This window comes from Priestia sp. YIM B13552 (assembly GCF_042787775.1).
Classification (GTDB): Bacteria; Bacillota; Bacilli; order Bacillales; family Bacillaceae_H; genus Priestia; species Priestia megaterium_E.
On sequence record NZ_JBHZOU010000003.1, the window covers coordinates 941,511 to 966,487 of the forward strand.

General features: G+C 35.9%; 24 protein-coding genes. 8 read left to right on the top strand and 16 right to left on the bottom strand.

Annotation, left to right across the window (positions count from 1 at the left end; translation table 11 throughout):
- Positions 1-11 precede the first annotated feature (11 nt).
- The 4 genes from ACFX40_RS16880 to xylA all read right to left on the bottom strand — a co-directional run bounded on the left by ACFX40_RS16880 (position 12) and on the right by xylA (position 6,423).
- Positions 12-1,421 carry a sigma-54 interaction domain-containing protein gene (locus ACFX40_RS16880; RefSeq protein ID WP_377255662.1) on the bottom strand — a complete coding sequence of 470 codons (1,410 nt, stop codon included), beginning with the start codon at positions 1,419-1,421 and terminating at the stop codon, positions 12-14.
- 381 nt (positions 1,422-1,802) lie between these two features.
- Complete coding sequence (xylE, locus tag ACFX40_RS16885; RefSeq protein ID WP_377255665.1) at positions 1,803-3,224, bottom strand: D-xylose transporter XylE; 1,422 nt, start codon at positions 3,222-3,224, stop codon at positions 1,803-1,805.
- Between the two features lie 301 nt (positions 3,225-3,525).
- Positions 3,526-5,028, bottom strand: a complete 1,503-nt coding sequence (gene xylB / locus ACFX40_RS16890; RefSeq protein WP_377255668.1) for a xylulokinase — start codon at positions 5,026-5,028, stop codon at positions 3,526-3,528.
- A gap of 57 nt (positions 5,029-5,085) precedes the next feature.
- Complete coding sequence (gene xylA / locus ACFX40_RS16895) at positions 5,086-6,423, bottom strand: xylose isomerase (protein ID WP_028408894.1); 1,338 nt, start codon at positions 6,421-6,423, stop codon at positions 5,086-5,088.
- Between the two features lie 234 nt (positions 6,424-6,657).
- Here xylA and xylR point away from each other — a divergent pair, with 234 nt between their 5' ends.
- On the top strand, positions 6,658-7,815 hold the full coding sequence (gene xylR / locus ACFX40_RS16900; RefSeq protein WP_028408895.1) for a transcriptional repressor XylR: 1,158 nt from the start codon (positions 6,658-6,660) through the stop codon (positions 7,813-7,815).
- A 264-nt stretch (positions 7,816-8,079) separates the two neighbouring features.
- Here xylR and ACFX40_RS16905 read toward each other — a convergent pair whose 3' ends face one another.
- Positions 8,080-8,976: a TetR/AcrR family transcriptional regulator gene (locus ACFX40_RS16905; protein WP_377255671.1), complete on the bottom strand. Its 897-nt coding sequence runs from the start codon at positions 8,974-8,976 to the stop codon at positions 8,080-8,082.
- A gap of 269 nt (positions 8,977-9,245) precedes the next feature.
- Between ACFX40_RS16905 and ACFX40_RS16910 the strand changes: the two genes are divergently transcribed.
- Positions 9,246-10,478, top strand: coding sequence for a cytochrome P450 (locus ACFX40_RS16910; protein WP_098333335.1), 1,233 nt, complete (start codon positions 9,246-9,248; stop codon positions 10,476-10,478).
- Between the two features lie 168 nt (positions 10,479-10,646).
- Here the strand turns inward: ACFX40_RS16910 and ACFX40_RS16915 are convergent, their stop codons facing one another.
- Positions 10,647-11,111 carry a hypothetical protein gene (locus ACFX40_RS16915; protein WP_028408898.1) on the bottom strand — a complete coding sequence of 155 codons (465 nt, stop codon included), beginning with the start codon at positions 11,109-11,111 and terminating at the stop codon, positions 10,647-10,649.
- Positions 11,112-11,327: 216 nt separating this feature from the next.
- Between ACFX40_RS16915 and ACFX40_RS16920 the strand changes: the two genes are divergently transcribed.
- Positions 11,328-11,750, top strand: coding sequence for a CBS domain-containing protein (locus ACFX40_RS16920; protein ID WP_013056563.1), 423 nt, complete (start codon positions 11,328-11,330; stop codon positions 11,748-11,750).
- A 65-nt stretch (positions 11,751-11,815) separates the two neighbouring features.
- On the top strand, positions 11,816-11,941 hold the full coding sequence (locus tag ACFX40_RS16925) for a hypothetical protein (protein ID WP_013056562.1): 126 nt from the start codon (positions 11,816-11,818) through the stop codon (positions 11,939-11,941).
- Between the two features lie 62 nt (positions 11,942-12,003).
- Here the strand turns inward: ACFX40_RS16925 and ACFX40_RS16930 are convergent, their stop codons facing one another.
- Together ACFX40_RS16930 and ACFX40_RS16935 are read right to left on the bottom strand one after the other, a co-directional pair.
- Entirely contained in the window at positions 12,004-13,059 is a 1,056-nt protein-coding gene (locus ACFX40_RS16930; RefSeq protein ID WP_377255675.1) for an aldose epimerase family protein, read from the bottom strand.
- 189 nt (positions 13,060-13,248) lie between these two features.
- The gene (locus ACFX40_RS16935) at positions 13,249-13,773 is read right to left on the bottom strand and encodes a DinB family protein (protein ID WP_028408900.1); all 525 of its coding nucleotides are present in this window, start codon (positions 13,771-13,773) and stop codon (positions 13,249-13,251) included.
- A 300-nt stretch (positions 13,774-14,073) separates the two neighbouring features.
- Between ACFX40_RS16935 and ACFX40_RS16940 the strand changes: the two genes are divergently transcribed.
- Entirely contained in the window at positions 14,074-14,967 is an 894-nt protein-coding gene (locus ACFX40_RS16940) for a hypothetical protein (protein WP_028408901.1), read from the top strand.
- A 63-nt stretch (positions 14,968-15,030) separates the two neighbouring features.
- On the opposite strand, the gene fsa is transcribed toward ACFX40_RS16940, so the two are convergent.
- Both fsa and ACFX40_RS16950 read right to left on the bottom strand, forming a co-directional pair.
- Positions 15,031-15,699, bottom strand: a complete 669-nt coding sequence (gene fsa, locus ACFX40_RS16945) for a fructose-6-phosphate aldolase (RefSeq protein WP_013082751.1) — start codon at positions 15,697-15,699, stop codon at positions 15,031-15,033.
- A gap of 60 nt (positions 15,700-15,759) precedes the next feature.
- Positions 15,760-16,269, bottom strand: a complete 510-nt coding sequence (locus tag ACFX40_RS16950) for a hypothetical protein (RefSeq protein WP_025749002.1) — start codon at positions 16,267-16,269, stop codon at positions 15,760-15,762.
- A gap of 490 nt (positions 16,270-16,759) precedes the next feature.
- Here ACFX40_RS16950 and ACFX40_RS16955 point away from each other — a divergent pair, with 490 nt between their 5' ends.
- A complete protein-coding gene (locus ACFX40_RS16955; RefSeq protein ID WP_013082749.1) occupies positions 16,760-17,056 on the top strand; it encodes a hypothetical protein in 297 nt (98 codons plus the stop codon).
- A gap of 106 nt (positions 17,057-17,162) precedes the next feature.
- On the opposite strand, the gene ACFX40_RS16960 is transcribed toward ACFX40_RS16955, so the two are convergent.
- The gene (locus ACFX40_RS16960) at positions 17,163-18,614 is read right to left on the bottom strand and encodes an NADP-dependent glyceraldehyde-3-phosphate dehydrogenase (RefSeq protein WP_263034297.1); all 1,452 of its coding nucleotides are present in this window, start codon (positions 18,612-18,614) and stop codon (positions 17,163-17,165) included.
- A gap of 512 nt (positions 18,615-19,126) precedes the next feature.
- Here ACFX40_RS16960 and ACFX40_RS16965 point away from each other — a divergent pair.
- Positions 19,127-19,267, top strand: a complete 141-nt coding sequence (locus ACFX40_RS16965; RefSeq protein WP_169305173.1) for a hypothetical protein — start codon at positions 19,127-19,129, stop codon at positions 19,265-19,267.
- A 71-nt stretch (positions 19,268-19,338) separates the two neighbouring features.
- Here ACFX40_RS16965 and ACFX40_RS16970 read toward each other — a convergent pair whose 3' ends face one another.
- A complete protein-coding gene (locus ACFX40_RS16970; protein ID WP_098791486.1) occupies positions 19,339-19,785 on the bottom strand; it encodes a hypothetical protein in 447 nt (148 codons plus the stop codon).
- A gap of 326 nt (positions 19,786-20,111) precedes the next feature.
- Here ACFX40_RS16970 and ACFX40_RS16975 point away from each other — a divergent pair, with 326 nt between their 5' ends.
- On the top strand, positions 20,112-20,267 hold the full coding sequence (locus ACFX40_RS16975; protein WP_016763750.1) for an aspartyl-phosphate phosphatase Spo0E family protein: 156 nt from the start codon (positions 20,112-20,114) through the stop codon (positions 20,265-20,267).
- A gap of 136 nt (positions 20,268-20,403) precedes the next feature.
- On the opposite strand, the gene ACFX40_RS16980 is transcribed toward ACFX40_RS16975, so the two are convergent.
- The 4 genes from ACFX40_RS16980 to ybaK all read right to left on the bottom strand — a co-directional run bounded on the left by ACFX40_RS16980 (position 20,404) and on the right by ybaK (position 24,786).
- Positions 20,404-21,372 carry an extracellular catalytic domain type 1 short-chain-length polyhydroxyalkanoate depolymerase gene (locus ACFX40_RS16980; RefSeq protein ID WP_098791488.1) on the bottom strand — a complete coding sequence of 323 codons (969 nt, stop codon included), beginning with the start codon at positions 21,370-21,372 and terminating at the stop codon, positions 20,404-20,406.
- Between the two features lie 469 nt (positions 21,373-21,841).
- Positions 21,842-23,188 carry an MFS transporter gene (locus tag ACFX40_RS16985; protein ID WP_272767375.1) on the bottom strand — a complete coding sequence of 449 codons (1,347 nt, stop codon included), beginning with the start codon at positions 23,186-23,188 and terminating at the stop codon, positions 21,842-21,844.
- 655 nt (positions 23,189-23,843) lie between these two features.
- The gene (locus ACFX40_RS16990; protein WP_272767376.1) at positions 23,844-24,128 is read right to left on the bottom strand and encodes a DUF5316 family protein; all 285 of its coding nucleotides are present in this window, start codon (positions 24,126-24,128) and stop codon (positions 23,844-23,846) included.
- 175 nt (positions 24,129-24,303) lie between these two features.
- The gene (gene ybaK, locus ACFX40_RS16995) at positions 24,304-24,786 is read right to left on the bottom strand and encodes a Cys-tRNA(Pro) deacylase (RefSeq protein WP_043982614.1); all 483 of its coding nucleotides are present in this window, start codon (positions 24,784-24,786) and stop codon (positions 24,304-24,306) included.
- Positions 24,787-24,977: the final 191 nt, after the last annotated feature.

The following is a 24,977-nucleotide window of genomic DNA, read 5'->3' on the forward strand; positions in this document are numbered from 1 at the left end:
TTTCTAAAGTCTTAGAAATGAATATGATATTTTTTCATTTTATTGTATAAAGTAGCTAAAGAAATATCTAAAACCTCTGCTGCTTTCCTTTTTCCTTCAATATTATTTGGATATTTTCTTAATATTTCCTGAATAAATTCACACTCTTTATCTTGTGTAGCTTGTTGCAGTGTTTGACTGCTTTTTTCCGTTTTACCTGCAACGCCTGAAAATCTTTTTTCATTTTTAATCATAAATTCTGGAAGGTGATGAAATAAAATATCTGTACTTTCCGTCATACATGTGGCGTAATCAATTACATTTTTTAATTCTCTTACGTTGCCAGGCCAATGATAGGCTTGAAGAAAGTCTAGTGTATAGCCGTCAATTGTGTAGGAAGTATTTGTAATCGAGTGCTCAATAAAGGAATAGACAAGTTTACGTATATCTTCTCTCCTTTCTCTTAAAGGAGGTATCTCTAATTGAATGACATTAAGTCTATAAAATAAATCTTCTCGGAATTGTTTCTTATTCACAAGCTGGTGTAGATTGCGATGCGTAGCAGCAATGATCCTTACGTCAACTGCGCGTTCAGTAGCTTCTCCTACCCTTCTGATCTTTTTCTCTTGCAGAACTCTTAACAACTTAGCCTGAAGATCATAGGACATATCTCCAATTTCATCTAAAAATATAGTTCCGTTGTTTGCTATTTCGAATAGTCCAGCCTTCCCGCCTTTTTTAGCATTTGTAAAAGCACCGTCTCCATATCCAAAAAGTTCACTTTCTAACAGAGACGAAGGAATAGCTGCACAATTTACAGGTATAAAAGGACCATGCTTGCGCTCACTTTTATTATGTATAGCCTGTGAAAATAATTCTTTTCCTGTGCCGCTTTCCCCAGTTACAAGAATAGGAAATTGAGATTCTGCTACTTTTTCAGCTATATAAACAACGTGCCTCAACCCTCCTTCCCCACCAATTATTTGTTCAAATGTATATTTTGCTTCGTAGATAGAATCCATTCGGTTTTCTAAATTCTTTAACTTTTCGGTTTGTCTTCTCAATTCCTTTGATAACTTGTCAACTTCATTAAGACTTTTACAAACCGATACGGCTCCTGCAACTTTACCTTCTATTATAATTGGAGCCATATCCACCATATATTCCCAATTTTTTTCTTTTCGATATACGCCTACTCTGCATTGTTGATCTTTTAGAGTATTTGTTAACTGAGCTCCTGGGCGATATTCTATTAGTGGCTTTCCGATAATATCACTTTTTACTCCTGTAATCTTTGTATACTCTGGGTTAATAAATCTAACAATCCCTTCTCTGTCGATAACTAGAATACCATCATTTATCGAATTTATAACTGCATGCCACCAGTTAAAATTTTTAGAAGAGCAGTCGACCTCTATGTGCTCTGGGAATGTATTCCTCACAGTATTGTAAGCTCCTTTCTATAATAACTTGAGAGTAGATTCTTGCTTTATTTATAATTATCAACTAATTTTCTCTTTTTTGAAACAGAGTCCGCTCAATTAATTTGAATAATCTGATTTACATAAGTGAATATAACCTCGCTTTCTCCATTACTATTACTAATGTGTAAATTCATTGCACCGTTATTTATATTTACGATGAAACACTCCTCATAAAGAAAACTATATTTCTATTTTCAAAGAGACTTATCACTATAGCAATATCTTTTAAAAAAGCTATCCACTTTCTTCATAAAGATTACATATTAAAAACACCTAAAGATAGTTTAGGTGTTTTTGAAAGTTTTATATTCATCTTTTCTCTAAGTAAAAGCTCAATAGTTATATGGCCTTCTTACTCTTTGAAGCCCCTTGTTTTTTTCTCCACATATTTTCCATTTGTTCGAGAGTTCTACCTTTCGTTTCAGGAACAAATTTCCAGACAAACAAAGCAGAAAGCACACTCATTAAACCGTAGAAACCATATGTTAATCCTCCACTATATTCCATCATCACGGGATATGTAGAGGAAATAAAATAGTTAGCCGCCCACTGAGCAGCTACGGCAATAGCTACAGCACGACCTCTAATTTTATTAGGAAAAATCTCTGAAATGAGCACCCAACAAATTGGTCCCCATGACATCATAAAGGAAGCTGTATAAATAATGATAAATACAAGCGTCCCTATACCAATGATGTTTGCAAAAGCCATGCTTGCTACACCGAACATTCCAATGGCCATTCCGATAGATCCTGTTATTAATAAAGGTTTTCTTCCCAAACGATCAACCGTCAAAATTGCAATTACTGTAAAAATAACGTTTACTAATCCCATAATAATGGTTTGCAGCATAGAAGAACCTTTAGCTGCTCCCATGCTTTCAAAAATACGCGGAGCATAATATAGAGCTACATTGATTCCTACAAACTGTTGAAATACAGAAAGCAGTATACCTACAACGATAACTAATTTTCCATATGCCAATAATTTTCCAGACGAAACATTGGTAGAAATTGTTTGTTTAATATCTTCTAAAATTGATTTTGCTTCTGAAGATCCATTAATTTTAGTTAGTATGGCTAAAGCTTTTTGATCTTGATTCTGTATAGCTAAGTAGCGAGGCGTTTCAGGAACTAAAAACAAGAGTGATGCAAAGAGTAAAGCTGGAATAGCTCCTGAAGCAAACATGTATCTCCAACCTACATCATTAATCCATTCTAAGGTTTCCCCATTTGCAATACCCCAATTCACGAAGTAAACGACTAACATTCCAAAAATAATCATAAATTGATTGAATGATACCAATCTGCCGCGAATATCTGCCGGTGCAATTTCTCCTATATAGATGGGACAAATGGCTGATGCTAAGCCAACACCAATCCCACCTATAATGCGGTAGAAGTTAAAAGCTAGTAACAAAGAGAGTGTCGGTTCCCCTTTTGTGAAAAATAAAAACTCAGGGTAAGAAGCGCCCAACGCTGAGACTATAAAAAGAATAGCTGCTAGTATAAGTGATTGTTTGCGTCCTAGTTTCGTCGCAAAATAACCAGATACCAATCCTCCAATAATACATCCTATTAAAGCACTTGATACAGTAACACCATGTGCTAAAGATCCTAACCCTAAGCTGTCAATAAGATACACCTTTAATGATTCTTCAGCTCCAGATATTACAGCTGTATCATATCCAAACAGTAACCCTCCGATAGCGGCAACTAAGGTAATAGAAAAAATATATAATGAGTTTCGATTTTGTTTCATGCGTTGTTAAAAGCAGTTAGTTAAAAGTAACAGTAGAAGTTCTATTTCTAACTGAGTTCGCACTTATTTGAATGCGTTTTCAAATTCTTGGAACACAAAAGAAATTTTCGTCGTCTATTCGACTAACTGCTCTTATCCTCCCCTCCAATGTACGTATTTTTCTAGTGAATCAAATCTTACTACAGCATTTTCTATACTTCCTTTTGTGTCAGGTATATCGATATACAACCATAATCAATTGATACAAGCTACTTTCATATGAAGTTTCTTTTTAAAGTAAGGTTGCATATTTTGCAACCTATTATTTCCTTTTAAATTCGCCTAGCTTTTTACTTAAGTCGTTTGTTTGAAGGTAGACTTCTTTATATAATTCATAAAGCTGTTTATAGACTTGTACATGTTCTGCATTAGGATAATATGTTTTCGACGAGGTAATAAATACGTTTGCACACTCTTCCAATGAGTTATACCAGCCACAGCCATAAGCTGCTAGCATGGCTGCTCCTAACGCTGGGCCTTGTTCAGTAGACAACTTTACGATTTTTGCATTAAAAACGTCTGCTTGAATTTGAAGCCAATGATCATTTTTTGCTCCTCCCCCAATTGATACAATAGACGTAATTTCCTTTCCGCTTTCTCGAAAGATTTCAATTGATTCACTTAATGAAAACGTAATACCTTCAATAACTGCTCGCGTAAAGTCTCTCTTTTTATGAGAAGCGTCCATTCCTATAAAACTTCCCCGAATCGTAGCATCTGCATGCGGTGTACGTTCCCCAACTAAGTAAGGGGTAAATAAAAGGCCGTTTGATCCGATTGGTACATTTTTTAGGTCAGCCAACAATTCTTCAAACGTGTCGTTTTCTGCGAAATTTTCCTTAAACCAGCTTAAACTGTGACCCGCAGATAGCGTAACGCCCATAGTATAAAAGGCATTTTCTTTTCCATGATTAAAATAATGGACTTTTCCATTAAAGTCTCTATCGCTTCGTTCCTCATAAGAAAGAACAACACCCGATGTCCCAATGCTACATAGTGTTTCCCCTGGCGATAAAATGCCGGCGCCAATTGCTCCGCAAGCATTATCAGCTCCACCTGCAAATACTTTTGTTGAAGTAGCTAACCCCGTTTTTTGAGAGAATAATTCACTAATATTGCCTATGCATTCACTAGATTCGACTAGTGGCGGACAAAGGTTAATATTGACTCCTACTAATTGGCAAAGCTCACTATCCCATTTTTTCTTGCTGATGTTTAATAATAATGTACCGGCAGCATCTGAATATTCACTATGAATAAAGCCAGTCATCTTAAAACGCAAATAGTCTTTGGGCAGCATAAATACAGCTGTTTTTTCAAATATATCCGGTTCATATTCTTTTACCCACAATAACTTAGGAAGAGTAAATCCTTCTAAAGCCTGGTTTTTTGTTATTTCTAAAAGACGTTTTTCTCCAATCACTTTATAGAGGTGATGACATTGTTCTGTTGTTCTTGTGTCATTCCACAAAATAGCGTTACGTAATAGGTTATAGTTTTCATCCAGCAGCACAAGGCCATGCATTTGTCCAGAATAACTAATTCCTTCTATATCTTCGGGTTTTATATTAGCGTTAGCAATTAATTCATTTAAAGCACTAGCCGTCTGCTGCACCCATTCTTCAGGATTCTGTTCGCTATACCCTGTTTTTTCATGAAGGAGAGGATAATTTTTAGAAACCACAGCGCAAATCTCGCCTTTTGTATCAACTAAAACCGTTTTTACCGCACTTGTTCCTAGATCAATTCCAATTACATATTTCATCTTGATACCTCCGCGTTTATAAACGAGAGTAGAATTGTTTCTACTCTCGTTTGTCCTTTAAACTTCCAAAATATATTGATTTAAAATGGCCTTTAATCGTTCTTGTCTTCCTGATTTATTCACAATATTCGGATTTTTAAACGCGTACTGCTCCAGTGTATGGAAGTTAGCTTTTCCTTCCACAATCTCAAGCCCAATTCCCTCTTTAAAGCTGCTGTAGCGCTCGTTGATAACGTTTTCGAAAACACGATCTTCTACTAATTTATGTGCTACTTTCAATCCTCGAGCAAACGCATCCATTCCTGCTACATGAGCATAGAGTAAATCGTCTTGTTCAAAAGAACCTCTGCGTACTTTGGCATCAAAGTTTAATCCTCCGCTTCCCAGCCCTCCATTTTGCAGGATTTCATACATTGCTAGCGTTGTAGAATATAAATCCGTTGGGAATTCATCTGTATCCCAACCTAAAAGAGGGTCACCTTGGTTTGCATCCACCGATCCTAAGAAGCCTTGTACTCTAGCTACTCGTAATTCGTGTTCAAATGTATGCCCAGCTAACGTTGCGTGGTTAGCTTCTAGATTAAGTTTGAAGTATTTATCTAATCCGTATTGTCTTAAAAATGAAATAGTTGTTGCTGCATCGGTATCATACTGATGTGTCGTAGGCTCTTTAGGTTTAGGTTCAATTAAAAACTGCCCCGTATATCCAATTTCGGTTGCGTAATCTACAGCCATATGCATAAATCTAGCTAAGTTATCTAACTCTAACTGTAAATTTGTGTTAAGCAGTGTTTCATATCCCTCACGGCCGCCCCAGAATACATAATTTTCTGCGCCTAGTTCTTTTGCTGTTTCAAGCCCCTTTTTTACTTGAGCCGCCGCATAAGCAAATACATCTGCATTACAAGAAGTAGCTGCACCATGAACGAACCGGGGATTTGTAAACATATTCGCTGTGTTCCATAATAGCTTTACGTTACTTGTTTGCATATATTCTTTGATCATAGTGACGATAACATCAAGATTTTTATTTGTTTCTTGCAACGTACTGCCCTCAGGAGCAATGTCTCGATCATGAAATGCAAAGAATGGAACATTTAATGTTTCAAAAAGTTGAAAAGCTGCCTCAACTCTAGCTTTTGCTAAATCCATTCCATCATATCTATCCCAAGATCTTTGCATAGTAGCTGCGCCAAAAGGATCCGTACCATCTGCCGTAAACGTGTGCCAGTAAGCAATAGAAAAACGCAGCTGATCTTTCATTGTTTTACCGCCTACTACTTCTTCAGGATTATAGTATTTAAAAGCTAAAGGATTTTTAGAATCTTTACCTTCGTATAAAACTTTGTTTGCGCTTTCAAAATAATTAATTTTATTAGTACTAGTTTGGACCATTTGTCATTTCCCCCTTTGATTTAAGTGAACAAGCTTATCCATCCACTATCTTAATTCGGTTAGTTTGTTTACCCAATAAACTAACTTTATTTCATCATATACAAAATAAATGTTTATTTCAATGTTTTTTTTAGAAAATTTAGTTATAATATTAGATATGATACTTTTAAATATCTAATTCAAGCTTCAAAAAACACCAACTTAGTTCGATAGATAAACAAAGGAGTGGTTATTATTCAAATTGCAGATCAAGCTTTAGTAAAAAAAATGAATCAAAAATTAATATTAGATGAAATTTTAAAGAACTCCCCTATCTCCAGGGCAACTCTCTCTGAGATTACAGGATTAAACAAGTCTACTGTCTCCTCTCAAGTAAATACACTGCTTGAAAAAGATTTTATTTTTGAAATTGGGGCAGGGCAATCCAGAGGCGGCAGAAGACCTGTAATGCTTGTTTTTAATAAGAATGCAGGCTACTCGATCGGTATCGATATAGGAGTCGACTATCTTAACGGAATTCTAACCGACTTAGAAGGAAATATTATTCTTGAGAAGACTTCTGACTTGTCTAGTTCTTCTGCTAGTGAAGTAAAAGAGATTTTATTTGCACTTATCCATGGTTTTGTAACCCATATGCCTGAGTCCCCTTATGGTCTAGTGGGAATAGGGATTTGTGTTCCAGGTCTTGTAGATCGTCATCAGCAAATTATTTTTATGCCTAACTTAAATTGGAATATCAAAGATTTGCAGTTTTTAATTGAGAGTGAGTTTAATGTTCCGGTTTTTGTTGAAAATGAAGCTAATGCAGGAGCATACGGTGAAAAAGTATTTGGTATGACAAAAAACTATGAAAACATAGTTTACATCAGTATTAATGTCGGAATTGGAACTGGACTTGTTATTAATAACGAATTGTATAAAGGTGTTCAGGGTTTTTCTGGGGAAATGGGTCATATGACGATAGATTTTAATGGCCCCAAATGTAGCTGTGGAAATCGGGGCTGTTGGGAATTATATGCTTCTGAAAAAGCGTTACTGGCTTCGCTCTCTAAAGAAGAAAAGAATATTTCTCGAAAAGAGATTGTGGAACGTGCAAATAAAAATGATGTAGAAATGTTAAATGCACTTCAAAACTTTGGCTTTTATATCGGAATTGGATTAACCAATATTCTTAATACATTTGATGTAGAAGCTGTTATCTTGAGAAATCATATAATTGAATCTCATCCCATTGTTTTAAATACGATTAAAAACGAAGTTTCTTCTAGAGTCCATTCTCATTTAGACAATAAATGTGAACTATTGCCTTCTTCGTTAGGAAAAAATGCACCTGCTTTAGGAGCGGTTTCTATCGTTATTGATTCTTTTTTAAGTGTTACCCCTATAAGTTAGTTAAGTGAACGCAAAGGTTAGCAAACTATATCACGTTTGATCTTAATAATGAAGCAGCTATTTTCGATTAATTGATTTTCTATAAAAGGGAAAGAATTACCCTCTTCTAATAAGAGTGTTATGTCTGTCTCCGCCACCTTTTCCATCCCATGCAGCCAGTCACCTATCATAACGGCAACTGGCTGTTTATATGTTATTGGCAACCTGCTCTTTTCTAAACTACGGAGAGTCTTGCCTTTTGGGTTAATTTACCTGCTTTTCAAATTATGAAGCATGTCTTGTCAGAGTAGTTATGACTTCTTTATATTCCTGTAACTCTTTGGTCTGTGCGAGAGTATTGATTTTCTCTAGCGATAAAAGAGAACTCTGAATAATAAATGTGCGAGGCTCCGTATCATTTTGCAGTAATTCATCAGATATAAACGTCACAAATTCCAGACTCTTCTTTTGTTCCTCTTCATTTGTTAGTTTATTTTCAATCACCCGTTTTAACTTCGCGGTTACGCGCGTAAGCTCAGTCGAAAAATGACTTTCTATTTTTTCATTAAATACCCCAGAGTAAACGGAAGGATTAAATAACTGTTCTTTTTGTTCTGCTACTTCGATTACGATTTCCTCTGTACGCTTCATACAATAAGTGACGATTTGTTCGATAGGCAATGGATAGTTGAGTGCTTTATTCATTTTAAATATATTGTTAAGCATTCCTTCTAGCAGCACGGCTCCATCAAATAAATAAGGAGAAGTCTTAGACGGGAAAATCTCCTGAAAGCGTTCATATATCCAGTTGAATGTTGCTGCTTTTAACTCCTCTATATATTGAAATGTTTTGACTTCATTTAAAACGAGTGTACTTTCAATCATTTCAGGAATTTTGTTTTGCTCTGCAAAGTTCAGCATAAAAATTATCTGTTCTTCAAATACCTTCTGATTATCTCCTTTATATTCAATAGCTACTTTTTCTCTTTGTAGAATAAGTGATTCTTGCAAAGACGAAAGTAATGAGAGAAGCAGTTCGCTTTTAGATGAAAAATATTTATAAAATGTTCCTTTTGAAATACCGCTTCTTTCTAATATATCTTGTACCGAAGTGTCTACGTATCCTTTTTCCATAAAAAGCTGGTGCGTATGCCCTAAAATATCGAGCTGTTTTTGATTCATTGCTGCTACTCCTCTGTTTACAATTTACTTTTTATTTAGTATAACTTATCTGCCTTTTCCTACGTGAATTTTATCCTTTTTCCTTGATAAACAACTAAAAATAATTATATACTATTAGTACATTTTTATACATGTAGTATAAAAATGTACTATGTGTATACATTAATTCAACAAAGTAATTATTTATATCTAGCAAGTAACAACTACTAAGCGCTATGTAGCTAGTAGATTCCAAATTTATACCTATTCTGAAGGAGGAATAAGATCATATGAACAAAGAAGTCATTCCCGTTACAGAAATCCCAAAATTCCAATCACGTGCAGAAGAGTTTTTCCCTATCCAATGGTATAAAGAAATGCTGAACAACTACCCTGTTTATTTTCATGAAGAAACAAACACATGGAATGTATTCCAATACGACCATGTTAAACAAGTCTTGAGCAACTACGAATTTTTTTCAAGTGATGGGCAAAGAACCACTATTTTTGTTGGAGATAATAGTAAGAAAAAAAGCACATCTCCAATTACCAATCTTACAAACTTAGATCCTCCTGACCACCGGAAAGCGAGATCTTTGCTTGCTGCAGCCTTTACTCCTCGCAGTTTAAAGAACTGGGAACCGCGAATCAAACAAATTGCAGCAGACCTTGTAGAAGCGATACAAAAGAATTCAACTATTAATATTGTTGACGATTTATCTTCTCCTTTTCCTAGTTTAGTTATAGCAGATCTATTCGGCGTACCGGTAAAAGACCGATATCAGTTCAAAAAATGGGTAGATATTCTGTTTCAGCCTTATGACCAAGAAAGATTAGAAGAGATTGAACAAGAAAAGCAACGTGCAGGAGCTGAATATTTTCAATACCTCTACCCGATTGTCATTGAAAAGCGCTCCAACCTTTCTGATGATATTATCTCAGACTTAATTCAAGCCGAAGTTGATGGTGAAACATTCACAGATGAAGAAATTGTACACGCTACCATGCTGCTTTTAGGTGCAGGAGTTGAAACCACAAGTCACGCCATTGCAAATATGTTTTATTCTTTTTTATATGACGACAAGTCGTTATACAGCGAGCTGAGAAACAATAGAGAATTAGCTCCAAAAGCAGTAGAAGAAATGCTTCGATATCGGTTTCACATCTCCAGACGAGATCGGACGGTTAAACAAGATAACGAGCTATTAGGTGTTAAGCTAAAAAAAGGAGATGTCGTTATTGCGTGGATGAGCGCATGTAATATGGATGAAAATATGTTTAAAAACCCTTTTTCTGTAGACATTCACCGCCAAACTAATAAAAAACACTTAACGTTTGGGAACGGACCTCATTTTTGTTTGGGCGCCCCTCTTGCCCGACTTGAAATGACAATCATATTAGAAGCCTTTTTAGAGGCCTTTTCTCATATCGAACCATTTGAAGATTTTGAATTAGAATCGAATTTAACAGCTTCAGCTACCGGTCAATCTTTAACGTATTTGCCGATGGCGGTTTACAAATAAAGTCTATGTGCATGACAAAGTAGAGAAACATGAAAGAAGTCTATCTTCTCTCATGTTTCTCTTTTCCTTTATTATCTCGTTTAATTATTTATGTACCAAGTTTAGGAGGCCATTAATATGATTTAAAGCAGACAGTGCCGAAATTTAAGTGACGATGAGCTGGTTCAACTATTGCCTTCTCTGCCTTAATACATCTTCTATAAAATGCTGATAAAAATAATTAATAAGAGCAGTCGCAATCGAGATGACAAAAAGTTGAAAACGCGTCATGTTGACCATTTTGTATACCTTTAGTTTTTCTGCCAGACTCGTCAAAGGATAAGCAAATAGATAATCAAATAGAACGTTAATCAGCAAATATTTTTTGAAATTTCCATAGGTCAGCTTGAATACCCAAAAATTAGCTATAAAAAAAGGTCCAAAGATAAAAGAAATGTCGCTTGAAAGTTTAGGAAAAAGAGGTTTTCTCACTTTCCACCAAGTAAAGCTTTTAGATAACTCACTTATAAAAGCAATAACTAATGAACTAAATGTTAAAACAGGTAGGTATCTTTTGAAGACAAATTTATCAACTTTTACTATAGACAGCCAAGGCAATAAAAGTACTGCCAAAAGCGTTAACTTTCCTTTCATTATGTACCCAACTCCTGCCGTTACGAAAATGTAAGCTAGATCATATCCTCTTTAGTTTGTGTAATAGGCTCTTTTTTATGTGCTTATTACACTGCGTTAGTTTTTTTATTCCCCTTTTATTACAAGATTTTTTGCTTTCAGGAAATTATTGATTCTCATATTCTGCATGTGCATGGAGAAAATACGGAGGTGAATGTTTAAAAGGAGGAATTAAAAATGACTACAGTACGTGAAGTTATGACTAAAGATGTGAAAGCTTGTGCACCGCACGACCCAGTAACAGCTGCTGCAAAATTAATGCGTGATATTAATTGTGGCTCTGTGCCAGTGTGTCAAGAAAATCGAGTAATGGGAATGATCACAGACCGTGATATCGTGTTAAACTGCGTGGCGGATGGAAAAGATTGCAACACTGTACATTGCCATGATTGTATGACTAAAGATGTAATTACGTGTTCTCCGGATACGGATATTCACGAGTGTGCACGTATGATGGCTGACCATCAAATCCGCCGCATTATTGTAGTGGAGAATAATAATATGGTTGGAATCTGCGCAATCGGCGACCTTGCAACAGTGAACGTATATGTTGATGAAGCTGGTGCAGCATTAAGCGAAATTTCTAACCAAGTTCATTAAAACTTTTCAGCATATAAATCCTTAATGCTTGTACAAAATAACCCTATCTGCAAGGAGGTGCTAACATGCCAAATTTAAACGATAACAAATTTAAAAAGATTCAGTCTGAGAGTCAAAAGCAAGGAAAGTCTCAAGAAGAATATGCGGCTGAGCTTGACGCTAATCGTGCAAAAAGCCAAAAGAAAAAGTAACAATAAAAAAGGATTACAATCGGCAGAGGCTCGTTTGTAATCCTTTTTATCATCCCGTTTTGTTACAGGCTGCGATCAGTTATAAATGTATAGTGAGTGTATGCTTCATACTTCTCACCGGGCTTTAATACACAAGAAGGAAAATGCTTATGATGAATAGCGTCCGGTAAACCTTGTGTTTCTAGGCAAACACCGAGGTATTTCTCTGAGTGAACTCCTCTAATTTTGAATTCTTCGTCTAGGTGATTTCCCGTATAGAGAACAACTGAAGGCTGATCCGTTTTGACTTCTATTTTGCGGCCGCTTGCAGGATCAAATAATGACATCTGATTTTCAGCTTCTGCTTCTAAAAGAAATGGATGATCGAATCCTTTACCCACTAATATATTTTGCGGATGTGTAGAGTCCACACCTTCTTTGAGACTATGTCCTTCTCTAAAATCAAATGGGGTATCTGTGACGTTTAACACTTCTCCAGTAGGTAAAAGATCATCATTCAACTCTAAGAATTCGTTACTTTTCAACTTCAAAACATGATCCAAGACCGTTTCTTTTAGATTTCCGCTTAAATTGAAATACGTATGGTTTGTTAGATTGATAAGAGTGTCTTGATCTGTTGTTCCTTCATAAGAAATATGGAACTCATTTTTATTCGTTAATGTATACGTAACTTTCACTTCAAGGTTGCCGGGATACCCTTCTTCTCCGTCTTTACTTACATATGTAAATTCAACGCCTACATGATCACTTGCTTCAATTATTTTGGCATTCCATATTTTGTGACTAAATCCTTCTGATCCGCCATGCAAGTGGTTGTTTCCTTCATTTTTCTCTAGACGATAAGTTTCATTATTAAGCTCAAACGATGCTCCACCTATACGCCCTGCTACGCGTCCGACCACAGCTCCGAAATAAGGAGAATACTTTTGGTATTCTTCTATTGAATCAAATCCCAATACAACACTTTCAATCTTCCCTTCAGAATCCGGCATTTCAATATTTGATATCACACATCCATAGTCAAGGCAGGTGATTTTAAGCCCTTCATCATTTAATAAGGTATAAGCATGTACAGCTTGATTGTTTAGTTCGCCAAATTTCTCTGAATTCACTTTCACTTTTAATCAGTCCAATCCTCTTTTTATTCGTAAATTGCTTAACGGACCCTACATGTTATAAACATCGGATATGTTGTTATAGTTCCCTCTGCATTCCTTCCTGAATCTTCATTATTCTCATTTTATTGTAATCGTGTACATTTCTTAATTCAAGCTTGAATGATAAAGGCTGGCCACTGTGTGTCACTGCTATTTCTTCAGTATTCCTAAGTATTCTCCCCAAGGTCCTACATCTTCTCTATATCGTTCTGCCATTACTCTAACAATTTGCGCAATATGCGTTAAATCATGAGCAACCCAAGTCGAGAGCAGTTCTCTCACTTTTACCTCCCCAAACTCCGGGTGTTTTCCTCTCACTTCCAGATGTTTTTCGTGCTTAACTAGCAGCTTTAGTTGATGTAAATTCTGTATTCTTACCTTTTTGAATTCAAGAAGCTTCTCTTCAATAGAACTAGCAGATTCCTTGTTTAAATGGGCATAGCGGTCAAACGGAGGAAAAGCTCCCTCTTTACCTTTTTGAAGGATAAATTCTAGCCTTGGTATCCAATTGTTTTTTTCTGCTTCTATTAAATGTTCTATGACTTCGGAGGTATTCCACGTTCCTTCTCCTTCATTGCATTGCAGCCACCCTGCAGATAGACCAGACAAAAGTTTTTCGAGCGTTTGTGGTGTATGCCCAAGTATTTCAATCGCTTCTTTTAAATTAAAATTCATATCAATTCCCCTTTCTCGACCTAATGAAGCTGAGCTGTCAGTTATGTAAATCCTTTAGAGATTATAGTCAATTTTACCATAATTCGCTTCTATTAAAGGAGCCAACTATTTTTCTAATTCCTTTTATGATGACTAAAATAAAAAGAGAACGTACGTTTGGTTTTTCTCTAGAAATATGATAAAATATATATAGGCTAAAACGCAGTGAGTATCAGTCTGAATAGGCACTGCTCATTCGTAAAATAGATTGCTAGCAACTTTTCATCTTGAGCTTTCCGTGTGAATTGGAGTGAGACAACAGTGAGTAAAAATCAAAAGCGATGGACAAAAGAAGAAGATAGGTTTCTCATCGAACATTACGGCGTGATGACGCTTCAAGAGATGGGTAAGTATTTATATAGAAGCAAGGAATCGGTTAATAAACGACTTACTCGATTAAATCTTCGCGCTTCGGATACAGCTTTGCGTAAAAAATGGACGCTTGAACAAGATGCTTTTTTGCAGGAGAACATCGATATCATGAATAACCGTGAAATGGCACACTCCTTAGGCAGAAGTCCTTCTTCTATTGCTACGCGCATAAAAGTTTTGGGACTAACACGAAAAACGGCGATGCGAAGATGGACAGTACAAGAAGACGAATATTTGCTAAGGTATTACGGGATAAAACCTCTTTCACACATATCAGCTAAATTACAGCGAAGTGTGCAAGCGTTAGAATCGAGGTTGAACCGTTTAGAAGTGTATGGAGCGAAAGCACACGTAGGACACATTACAGCGTGTGAACTAGCAGCCTGCCTTGAAGTAGATGTTCATACAATTTATAAGTGGATTCATAAAGAGAAACTACCGTATAAAATGATCATCGCCAAGACCAGAAAATTTATGGGAATTGACATTCAATCTTTTTGGAAGTGGGCTGAACAAAATAAATCGTGCCTTAACTTTTTTAAAATACCTAAAAATACGCTTATTCCAGAACCGGCGTGGGTGAATGAACAAAGAAAACTAGACTATGTAAAACGCCCTAAATACGAGCATAAAAAGTGGACAGCAGAAGAAGATGCGAGATTGTGGCGTATGTTTTATCAGGAAAAGCGCAATCAGCGAGAAATTGGGCAGCTGCTCGGGCGTTCGAGAAATAGCGTGCAGCGACGCTTAGAGCGTTTACGTAAAAAGAAACTAGCTAGTTAAACGATAAAAAGCTTGGAATAAGCTATGCTTACCCCAAGCTTTTTTTATTGATATAACTTTTTGTTAAGCTTTAACTGCTTTTTCCCAATCTGCTGCAAATTTTTCCATTCCTTGGTCAGTTAACGGATGTTTTGCTAATTGCTCAATAACAGCGTATGGAATTGTGGCAATATGGGCTCCTGCAAGTGCTACACGCGTTACATGATCCGGATGTCTTACAGATGCCGCAATAATTTGAGAGTCGATGTTTTGAACGCGGAATAACTCAGCAATTTTAGATACCAGCTGTACTCCGTCTTCTGAAATATCATCAAGACGTCCTAAAAATGGAGAAACATACGTCGCTCCAGCACGAGCTGCTAAAAGCGCTTGGTTTACTGTAAAGATCAGGGTTACATTTGTTTTTACGCCTTTTTTAGCAAGGTAGCGCGTCGCTTCCAAGCCAGCTAATGTCATAGGCAGCTTAATCGTAATGTTTTTATCTCCGTCGTTAATTTTAATCAGTTCTTCAGCTTGAGCAATCATGTCTTCAGCAGAAAGTGCGTCAGGCGTTACCTCAGCGGAAACGGATTCAACTTCCGGTACCATTTGAAGAATTTCTTCAATGCGGTCTTCAAATCTTACGCCTTCTTTTGCTACTAAAGATGGATTGGTTGTCACACCAGCTAGAACACCTACTTTGTATGCTTTTTTAATATCTTCAAGGTTTGCTGTATCAATAAAAAATTTCATCTCACTATTCCTCCTTATTGTTATACATTAATCTGCATTTCAACTTGCGCGAACTATAGCCTAGCCAATTTGCTGCAGGGCATATAGATTTTCTATAGAAGCGTTTTCAATCTCTTTTGCAGTTAATACCTTTAATTTTTCTAAAAATTGTATAGCGTCTACTCGGTCTTCGATGTCTTCCTCTGTACGAATATTCTCCGTTTTAATCTGATGGATACATTCGTTGATGACTTCTTTGTACGCATTCGTTTGGATAAACCATTCTGCTAACAGCGTTTTTGTTGCTTCTCTTTCTTCTTCACTTTTAACTGCAAACAAACTCTCTGTTTCCGTTTCACTCAGCATAAGGCTGCTAAAATCGTGATTCATACAAAGCCAAAAATAACCTTTTTGGCTATCGTAATACTTTCCTTCTCTTAAAAGAAAATACTTGATTCCAAATTTAATTTTATGAGATTGGTTCTCTGAACTCGGCATATGAATTTCTTTTATTTCTACGCTTTCTGATACATCCAGATATGTTTCTAAACCGTACTTTGTATTCACTACTTTTGCATCCAATATGTCCATCCTCATTCTCCTTTTCTCAAGTTCTATTTATTTTTATAAAAACAGAGGTCTGATTTTATGTAATAACAAATCCAGTTTTTGTGAATGTTTTTCTTAACCGGCCGACATGTTTTACTGTTTACGCTTTCATTATATATCAGATTATTCGAAAAATCATCAAAAACAATCAAGTTCATTCAAAAAAAGTCATAAAATCGCAAAAAGTAGTCAAAAAAGGTCATTGTTCCTTAAAAATAGATGAACTTTTATGTTGATTGCGTGCCTCAATGTTTCTTAAGGTAATTACCTTTTCCAAAAAAACGCCTTTTATTACATACCCTTTCTGGAAAAATATACTCATTCGTTTCACCATTTTTTCACTTTAACATGATATCCTGTAGTATACTTTTGTTTCACGTGCTAATTCCCATGATTTTTTGCTATTTAAGGTTATTCATTTTTATTAGTGGGAAAGTTACATAAATACAACACGTTATAGGGGGACTTTAACATGGATAAGAGAATTGAAACATTAAAAGAAAAGCTGCCTGATAATCATAAGGAGGTTGCTGTTCTGACCTCTCATATTTTTGATGCGCTTGATAAATTAACAACTGAACATCGCAGATATGTTGATATTTCGGCAGCAGCCAAAATAAAGCCGAATCCGGATGAAGAGAAAGCTTTTTTTGATACCATTTATCAAGTGAAAACACTCATTATGTCAGAGCTTGAAAAAACCGTTGAGGATATCGAACATAAAGGTGATAAAAACTGGCATAAGAACTACAAAGATGGAATCGAGTGATAGGTAAATAAAACGTTTAAAAGCCTGTGTTTTTTGGAGCACAGGCTTTTTCCCATGAGATTCTCTACACTCTACTGGCTTGATTTGAAGAGCTCTTGGAATTCAATCATTGAAGATTTAATACCGTTACTTTTTCACGAGTCATGGATTCAATACTTTTACGAATGCCTTGAGCACCCATACCGGATCCTTTTATGCCGATAAAAGGAAAATGATCAGGACCGCGTTCCGTGCGTCCGTTGATTTGAACGGATCCTACTTCAATTTTATTTGCAATTGAGAAGGCTTTATTAATATCTTTTGTAAAAACGCTTGCTTGTAAGCCAAATTCTGATTCGTTTGCTATATCAACGGCTTCTTGATCAGAAGCGACGCGGATAATTGGTAACACAGGACCGAATGGTTCTTCCCATGCCACGCGCATAGTATCATTCACGTCATCTAAAAGCGTAGGATAGATAAGGTTTCCTTCACGCTTGTTTCCAGTCACAACTTTTGCACCTTTTCCTAGTGCATCTGCAATTAAAATCTGAATAAAGTCCGCTGCTTTGCTATCAATTAATGGAACGATCGTACATCCATCTTCAGGAGAACCGACTGATAGTTTATGTACTTCTTCTTTTAAAATATTTACGAGCTCGTTTGCCACTTTTTCATGCACAAGTACACGTTTAATAGCTGTACAGCGCTGACCGGAATAAGAAAATGCTCCGCTTATAATATGTTTGGCTGCTTCTTGTAAATCTGCGTCTTCACATACAATACCCGGGTCTTTTCCTCCAAGTTCTAATACAAGAGGAATCATGCCTGCCTTTTTAGCTAATTGAGTACCCGTATTTGTTCCCCCGGTAAATGAAATCATGTTAATGCCTTTATGTTCAACCAAATAATCCCCAATAACAGATCCGCGGCCCGTTACGACGTTTACAAGACCTTGTGGAATACCTGCTTGATGAAGAGCTTCAATCATCTTAATACCGCTGATCGCTCCTTGCGTTGCGGGTTTGAAGATAACGGCATTTCCTGAAATAAGAGCAGGCGCCAGTTTAGCAGCTGCTAAATTTACCGGATAATTAAAAGGAGGAATTGCGAGGACCACCCCTAAAGGCACGCGTTCAACAATGGCAACTTTAGACTTAGAACCGCCAGGAAAACTATCTCCCTTCATGCTTTCTCCGTTCATATGAAGGGCTTCTTCAACTGTATAGCGAATGAAATCTGCTGTGCGCACTACTTCATTCCTTGCATCTTTTAAGCTTTTTCCAACTTCCTTCATAATAATTTCGGCAATTTCACTCTGCATTCTTACCAGCTCATCCGCCCAGTTGTATAAATACTTAGCACGTTCTTGGAGAGAAATTTCTGCCCACCCTTTCTGAGCTTTTTGCGCGGCATGTACTGCTTCATCGACCTCTTCTTTTGTGATAGCCTGAACTTTTCCAATCACGTCATGACGGTATGGAGAAACAATGTCAATTGTCTGCCCTGATTTGCTTTCTTTCCACTCACCGTTAAGATAAAAAGAATAAGTTGATACATTTAATACCGTTGTTGTCATAAAAAGTCCCCCTTAATAAAAGTGAAATTATTATCAAAATTTTCAGTCTTTTTTACGAATGAAAACTATGTGAATATCTGAGCAAAAAGAATTCTAGATGCATCCATTTCTATACCTTTTTATATCGCTTGTAACTTCCTTAAACTTGTTGTCTTTAAAACAGCAGCTTTTCTCTTTTCGACTCAAAATCAAAGTATTATATAATTCAATGAATATTTTGTATTTTTAATATATATAAATTTCTTTCATTCGTACAATACAAAAAAGTTATCTCAACGATTAATAATGTTAATGATTTATGTCCCCCATACGAAAAAAATTTATGGCTTCCTACTTTTTTAGGGAAAATGGGAGTTTTAAGCTCCCTTGATTATATTTATTTTGAGGGAGATATTGAGGAGATGCACTACTCTTTTTGTTCTATGTGTTGAGAAAATAAAATAAGGGTATATAATAAATATAGGAAAATGAAGATAAAAGTAGAATATATATTCTAAAGGGAGGGATTTATTGTGATTGTTACTTTAGGTTTTGCGGCATCAATTATTGCTTTGTTTATGCTTTTTACTAATCGGACGTCCAATATCCCGGAAGAAATAATCCATGACACAACAAATGTTAATAAAGAAGAGCAGTATATGTATTATATATAAAGCGTCTTAACAGACGCTTTTTTGTTGTGCTTTTTACAAAGTCTATAGCGGTTAGAAACGCCCCTCACCTATCATTTATCTTTATTTGTCAGTGCCTGATAGCCATAAATAGTTAAGCAGAAACTAATAAACGAAAAAAAGATATGTTTTGGCTTAAAATTGACTAACTTAAATAAGTCCAATTTTTGATACAAGTAGCTTAGCGGAAAAGCAAATAGTGAATCCATAAGTAAATTAACGAAAAAAAATCTTTTAAAGCTGCCAAACGTAAAATGAAAGATCCACAGTGTCCCTATCAAAAAGGGGCCAAAAATAAAGCTGGTATCGTTTAAAATTTTCCCTTTCCACCCTCCTTTTACACTCCACCACTTGTAAGGAATAGCTAATGAGCACATTCCAATTACTAAAGATGAGGCAAAAAGAGAAGCGGGAAAATAGGTTCTCATTGATTTTTTCGGCATAAAAACAAGGGAAATCCACGGAAGAAACAATTGAAGAATTCTGATGACATTGGGCATATTAGTAAATTCTCCTTTCTTATGTTAACATGCCTAAATGTAATCGGATTATGCCTATATCCAAAAAACCGGATAAGCTCTATTGCTCTGTGAGTTATTTACAACCGGTGGAAGAATCACAATTAAGACAGAGCATAGCTTCCAACAAAACGTTTAAGAGCTAATTCTTTTTAAATGAAAATATCTGAATTCAAAATACGACAGACTTCGACACTATCTATTTGTTACTATATTTTTTAGGTTCTATTTTTAGATTGGAACCATTTTTACATAAATCATTCAACAATTTAAGCCTTTAAAATGACGTGGCAAGTGGAGGAAACTTAATGTGTTTCAAATGTAGACTACTGCTGATAAAGATAGAATTTATACGAAAAATGATGATGATGATTGCCCTAGAAGAAGGGTTTACAAGTAGTAATACGATTAAAATCAGTCAGGATCTCGATGTATTGTTAAATCGGTTTGAAGCTACTTGTTAAAAAATGCTGGTGGATAACAGAAAAAGGATCTTTCGATAAGATCCTTTTTTACTGTTGGTAGACGATTATTTGTTTCAAAAAAATGAAAGGCTAACGTTATTTAGTAGCATATTGTGATCTCTCTTTCGTCCTCTATTTAATCATTATGGGCTTCAAAAAAATCCCACATCATTTTTGAAGCATTAGGACCTTTTGAATCAGTATCCGATCCATTGTCATTTCCTCCTGACCATGCATGCCCCATATCCTCTACCATAATTTTTTTCATCCAGATTTTATTTTCTGTATCTACGTAGTCATACGTTATGTAACTATAATGATTTTCGTTTTCCCTTGAAGTATAAGAAGCTGCATTTTCATGTAGGTCGATACCGAAATTCTTATATGTATAAATCCACTGCTGAATGAATGTAGACGCATTAATTGGATTGACTGTTGTATCTGATTGACCATGAAACGTAATGATGGGAACAGGCCGTGCATAAGGTCCCATTTTTTTATAAGCTTCATCACCGTCAAGCTCAGGATTTAAAGAGCCGTATAGCATGACTTCTCCAGCTGTGATGAGGTCTACGGCATACGCATTACTTCCTGCTGAATGAATGCCTACTGCTTTGAATACATCAGGATAAGCAATAGCCATAACATTTGCCATAAAGCCTCCAGCTGACATACCAGCAAGGTATATATTAGCAGGATCAACAGCATATTTAGCGGTTATGTGATCAATCATATCTTTTATTATGTCTGGCTCTCCATTACCGCGAAACTGGTTATACTCATAAAACCAATTCCAGCACCCGTTGGAATTAGCAAAGTAATTCATTTGAGGATAGAGAACAATAAAGCCTTTTTCTTCCGCTAGCTTATTCATCTCCGTACCTGTCGCAAAATCATCTGCATCTTGTTGGCATCCATGAAGCATAACGATTAATGGTACTTTACTTAACCCAGTATATGTACTTGGAACATACACCTTGTAGGTAAAATAATCATCATAATTATACTCTTTCCAAATAGGTTGAAAGAACACGCTCTGTAATTCTATTAAAAACGTAGAAGCAGTTAAAACTGGGTTCGTAAAAAAGGAATATAAAGTATTCATGAAGTTTACCCTCTCTCTATTTCTGATGTATATACTCTTTATTTCGTTATATCACAAAATAATCCTTTTATTGTGACGCTGATCTTTTATATGCCTCTAATTTTTTTCTTCATTCTTTAGTCGTACAAATTTATAAGGTAAGTTACGCTCTACGTCGGATAACAACTTTAATTAGTTTTATTAAACTTAATATCACGACTATCCAATCAGGAAAATTTTAAAGGGAGTTTTCACAATGCCTAAAGTAAAGCCTGGTTTTAAACCTTACTGGAATGAGATTATACGAGGACTTATTATCACCAAATAATGTACAAAATTCATAATGCAAAACTATAGAAAAAAGAATTCTATAGTAAGAACAGTCACTTAGTACGTTTAATACAAGTATACGCGCGGAATACTAGAAAAGGACTGGCTATAAAAGCCCGTCCTTTTTTATGTTATCAAACGATTATTTATTTAACCAAAATTAAAAACTGATATTATTTGGCGGTACATTGTCTCCTTTGCCCTCTTTCTTGAGCTCAGATTCTATGTATGAATCTTTAGAGGACTCTCCCATACGCCAATAAACAAGAAAGCTGATGGCAATACACCCTGCTACATAGAAAAAGAAAAGTGATTCATGGCCGATACTTTTCAGCCATAGGGCGATCAACTCTGCAGTACCTCCAAATATGGCAACTGTAAGTCCGTACGGTAACCCAACACCAAGAGCTCGAATTTCTGTTGGGAAAAGCTCAGCTTTTACAATTGCGTTAATAGATGTATAACCTGTTACAATGATAAGTCCAACTGTCATTAATAAAAAAGCCATGACTGGGCTGTGAGCTTGTTTCATAAAAAGAAACAGCGGTACTGTCAGCAATGTTCCTAAAATACCAAAGCTCATTAACAGAGGTCTGCGTCCAATTTTATCCGATAGCATACCTGCTATTGGCTGAATAACAACAAATACAAGCAGCGCACAGAAGTTAATCCAGCTTACGACTCCTTTATCTAGCCCTACACTGTTTACCATAAATTTTTGCAAATACGTCGTATACGTATAAAAAGCGACCGTTCCTCCTAATGTTAAGCCAATAACGGTCAACACTGCTTTAGGATGCTTCATAAGTGCTTTAATAGTTCCGGCATTTTCACGGCTTTCAGAGTCCATTTTAGAAAATTGCTCTGACTCATCCATTGTACGGCGCAGCCATAAAACGCTTAGCGCGCCGATTGCTCCAATGACAAAAGGAATACGCCAGCCCCATGAAATCATATCTGCTTCACTAAGAACGTTTTGCAAAATAATTTGAACACCTAATGCCACCAGCTGGCCAGCAACAAGCGTCACATACTGAAAGCTTGAATAAAATCCTCTGCGCCCGCTGCTTGCCATTTCAGAAAGGTAAGTTGCAGACGTTCCGTATTCTCCTCCTAAGGAGATTCCTTGCAGCAAACGCGCTAATACTAGAATAATAGGAGATAATAATCCTATGGTGCCATAGTTAGGAGTACAGGCGATAATAAAGGAACCACTCGCCATAATAGTAATAGATAAGGTAAGCGCAGCCCGACGACCATATCGATCCGCATAGCGTCCCATTAATAAACTACCGATTGGACGCATTAAGAAACCGACAGCAAAGATTGCCGCTGTGTTAAGCAGCTGACTTGTTGAATCACCTTCCGGGAAGAATTGCGATGAAAAATAGACGGCAAAAGCAGAGTAAACGTACCAATCGTACCATTCAATTAAATTCCCAACAGATCCTTTGAAAATATTACTTGTAACACGCCTGTTGTTTGCAGCTTCACTGGTATGAGCCATGATTGATCCCTCTTTTCTTTGAGTGTTTAATGTTGGTTCTCCTGTAACATGAAGTAGCAAGTAATTTACCAGCAAATTTTTTTAACAGCTAGACTGTATTGCTTTCTATAAAACCTGTTCAACCCATTACTTATATAATGAGAGCGCTTAAAAAAGGTTGGATCATTCATTTCAATATCATCTATAGATAATAAAATAAGCGGTTTTAAAAGCGGCTGCTGTCTATTACATATGTAGTGTTAATCCTCCCTTCTATTTATATATTGTACTATTGATTTATTAGAAAATATAATATTTTCTAATTATTTATACAAAAATTTTACAAAGTTTAGCTTTCTAATTTATATGACAAACAGAAAAAAAGCCATGTTCTTTAAGTGAGAACATGGTTAAGAAAATACTCTTTTCAACTTGTGAGTGTAAGCTGCTTACATTTACATAATATGTAGAATAAACATAACTTGTACTAAGCTCTAACCTAAATTTAAGGTAATTATCGAATTTTAATCTTATCCTCTATTATATATACAGTCATAGATGCTCTATAATTTTGTTGCATCGGCGACCTTAATTTGGCTCATTTAATTTTAAATTCACACAAAAAGCCTTCTATCCCGAGATATTTTTCACCTAAGCTTGTTGTTTGGAAACCAAACTATATAAAATAATGAATAAGAAGAAACACGGCTAGAACTGGAGTGGCAGCTAACATAAGGTTTATCGAATTTGTAATTCTCCACTTCTTGTCCGTTTTTGATTCCGTGGCCAGATTGGCTCTCATCCGATCGCCGCTTACAGCTGCTCCAGATATAATAATGGCTAGCCCTACTAGTATAATGAACGCTACGAAAAATACTGTTTCTGAATTTACGTTTGCTATTGTACATCCTAATAAAAGAATAAAAGATAAAATGAACCCGCCAATAATTGATTTAATCATTTTTGTCTTCCTCCTAGCCTTTTTATAAATTTTCCACATATTAACTATATAATATCATTTTTTCTATATTTTTACTTTTATTTTATTGTTTTAACAGATAAAAAGACAGTAATTAAGGGAACTAAAAAAGCGAAACGCTCATGTCTGAGTACGTTTCGCTCAAGGGAACTACATTTTAACTATCTTTTGTGATGTCTGCTAAACTTAAGCGAATTACTTTTGATAAGTCACTTAACGTTAACTGTATTTGGTGACCTACACGTCCACCTGAAAAGTAAATCGTTTCACAGTTTTCTGCTGTAGAGTCAATGAAGGTTTCGAACTGCTTTTTCATTCCGATAGGAGAACACCCGCCGTGAACATATCCTGTAAGAGGTAACAGCTCTCTTTGAGGAATCATTTCTAAGGACTTTTCACCAGCCGCTTTTGCCGCTTTCTTTAAATCAAGCTCCTTTTCAACCGGTACCATGAAGACATAATGTTCTTTTGATTTCCCTACGGTCACCAGTGTCTTAAAGACTTTAGCAAGATCCTCTCCGAGCGAAGTAGCTACCTGTACCCCACTCAGCTTTTTAGTGTCATAAGAATAATAGTTGTACACAATTTTTTTCTGATCTAAAATTCGCATGACATTCGTTTTATCTGCTTTTTTACCCATAATTATCACCGATACCATCATAACACGTTTTGTTTTCATATCTCCATATATTAGGATAGATAGGTTAGTAAGGATTATTTATATCTTTTATATAAAAATGAATCTAATACGCTAAATAATGACTTTTCACCACCCTTTAAATCCGCTATTTTCACACAAAAAAGCCACTAGAGGCACTAGTGACTTTTTCA

Bases quoted from the DNA above. Each gene is read 5' to 3' on its own strand.
- xylE (WP_377255665.1), bottom strand. From the start codon at position 3,224: ATGAAACAAAATCGAAACTCATTATATATTTTTTCTATTACCTTAGTT.
- xylB (WP_377255668.1), bottom strand. From the start codon at position 5,028: ATGAAATATGTAATTGGAATTGATCTAGGAACAAGTGCGGTAAAAACG.
- xylA (WP_028408894.1), bottom strand. From the start codon at position 6,423: ATGGTCCAAACTAGTACTAATAAAATTAATTATTTTGAAAGCGCAAAC.
- ACFX40_RS16905 (WP_377255671.1), bottom strand. From the start codon at position 8,976: ATGAATCAAAAACAGCTCGATATTTTAGGGCATACGCACCAGCTTTTT.
- ACFX40_RS16910 (WP_098333335.1), top strand. From the start codon at position 9,246: ATGAACAAAGAAGTCATTCCCGTTACAGAAATCCCAAAATTCCAATCA.
- ACFX40_RS16915 (WP_028408898.1), bottom strand. From the start codon at position 11,111: ATGAAAGGAAAGTTAACGCTTTTGGCAGTACTTTTATTGCCTTGGCTG.
- ACFX40_RS16920 (WP_013056563.1), top strand. From the start codon at position 11,328: ATGACTACAGTACGTGAAGTTATGACTAAAGATGTGAAAGCTTGTGCA.
- ACFX40_RS16925 (WP_013056562.1), top strand. From the start codon at position 11,816: ATGCCAAATTTAAACGATAACAAATTTAAAAAGATTCAGTCTGAGAGT.
- ACFX40_RS16935 (WP_028408900.1), bottom strand. From the start codon at position 13,773: ATGAATTTTAATTTAAAAGAAGCGATTGAAATACTTGGGCATACACCA.
- fsa (WP_013082751.1), bottom strand. From the start codon at position 15,699: ATGAAATTTTTTATTGATACAGCAAACCTTGAAGATATTAAAAAAGCA.
- ACFX40_RS16950 (WP_025749002.1), bottom strand. From the start codon at position 16,269: ATGGACATATTGGATGCAAAAGTAGTGAATACAAAGTACGGTTTAGAA.
- ACFX40_RS16955 (WP_013082749.1), top strand. From the start codon at position 16,760: ATGGATAAGAGAATTGAAACATTAAAAGAAAAGCTGCCTGATAATCAT.
- ACFX40_RS16960 (WP_263034297.1), bottom strand. From the start codon at position 18,614: ATGACAACAACGGTATTAAATGTATCAACTTATTCTTTTTATCTTAAC.
- ACFX40_RS16970 (WP_098791486.1), bottom strand. From the start codon at position 19,785: ATGCCCAATGTCATCAGAATTCTTCAATTGTTTCTTCCGTGGATTTCC.
- ACFX40_RS16975 (WP_016763750.1), top strand. From the start codon at position 20,112: ATGTGTTTCAAATGTAGACTACTGCTGATAAAGATAGAATTTATACGA.
- ACFX40_RS16980 (WP_098791488.1), bottom strand. From the start codon at position 21,372: ATGAATACTTTATATTCCTTTTTTACGAACCCAGTTTTAACTGCTTCT.
- ACFX40_RS16985 (WP_272767375.1), bottom strand. From the start codon at position 23,188: ATGGCTCATACCAGTGAAGCTGCAAACAACAGGCGTGTTACAAGTAAT.
- ACFX40_RS16990 (WP_272767376.1), bottom strand. From the start codon at position 24,128: ATGATTAAATCAATTATTGGCGGGTTCATTTTATCTTTTATTCTTTTA.
- ybaK (WP_043982614.1), bottom strand. From the start codon at position 24,786: ATGGGTAAAAAAGCAGATAAAACGAATGTCATGCGAATTTTAGATCAG.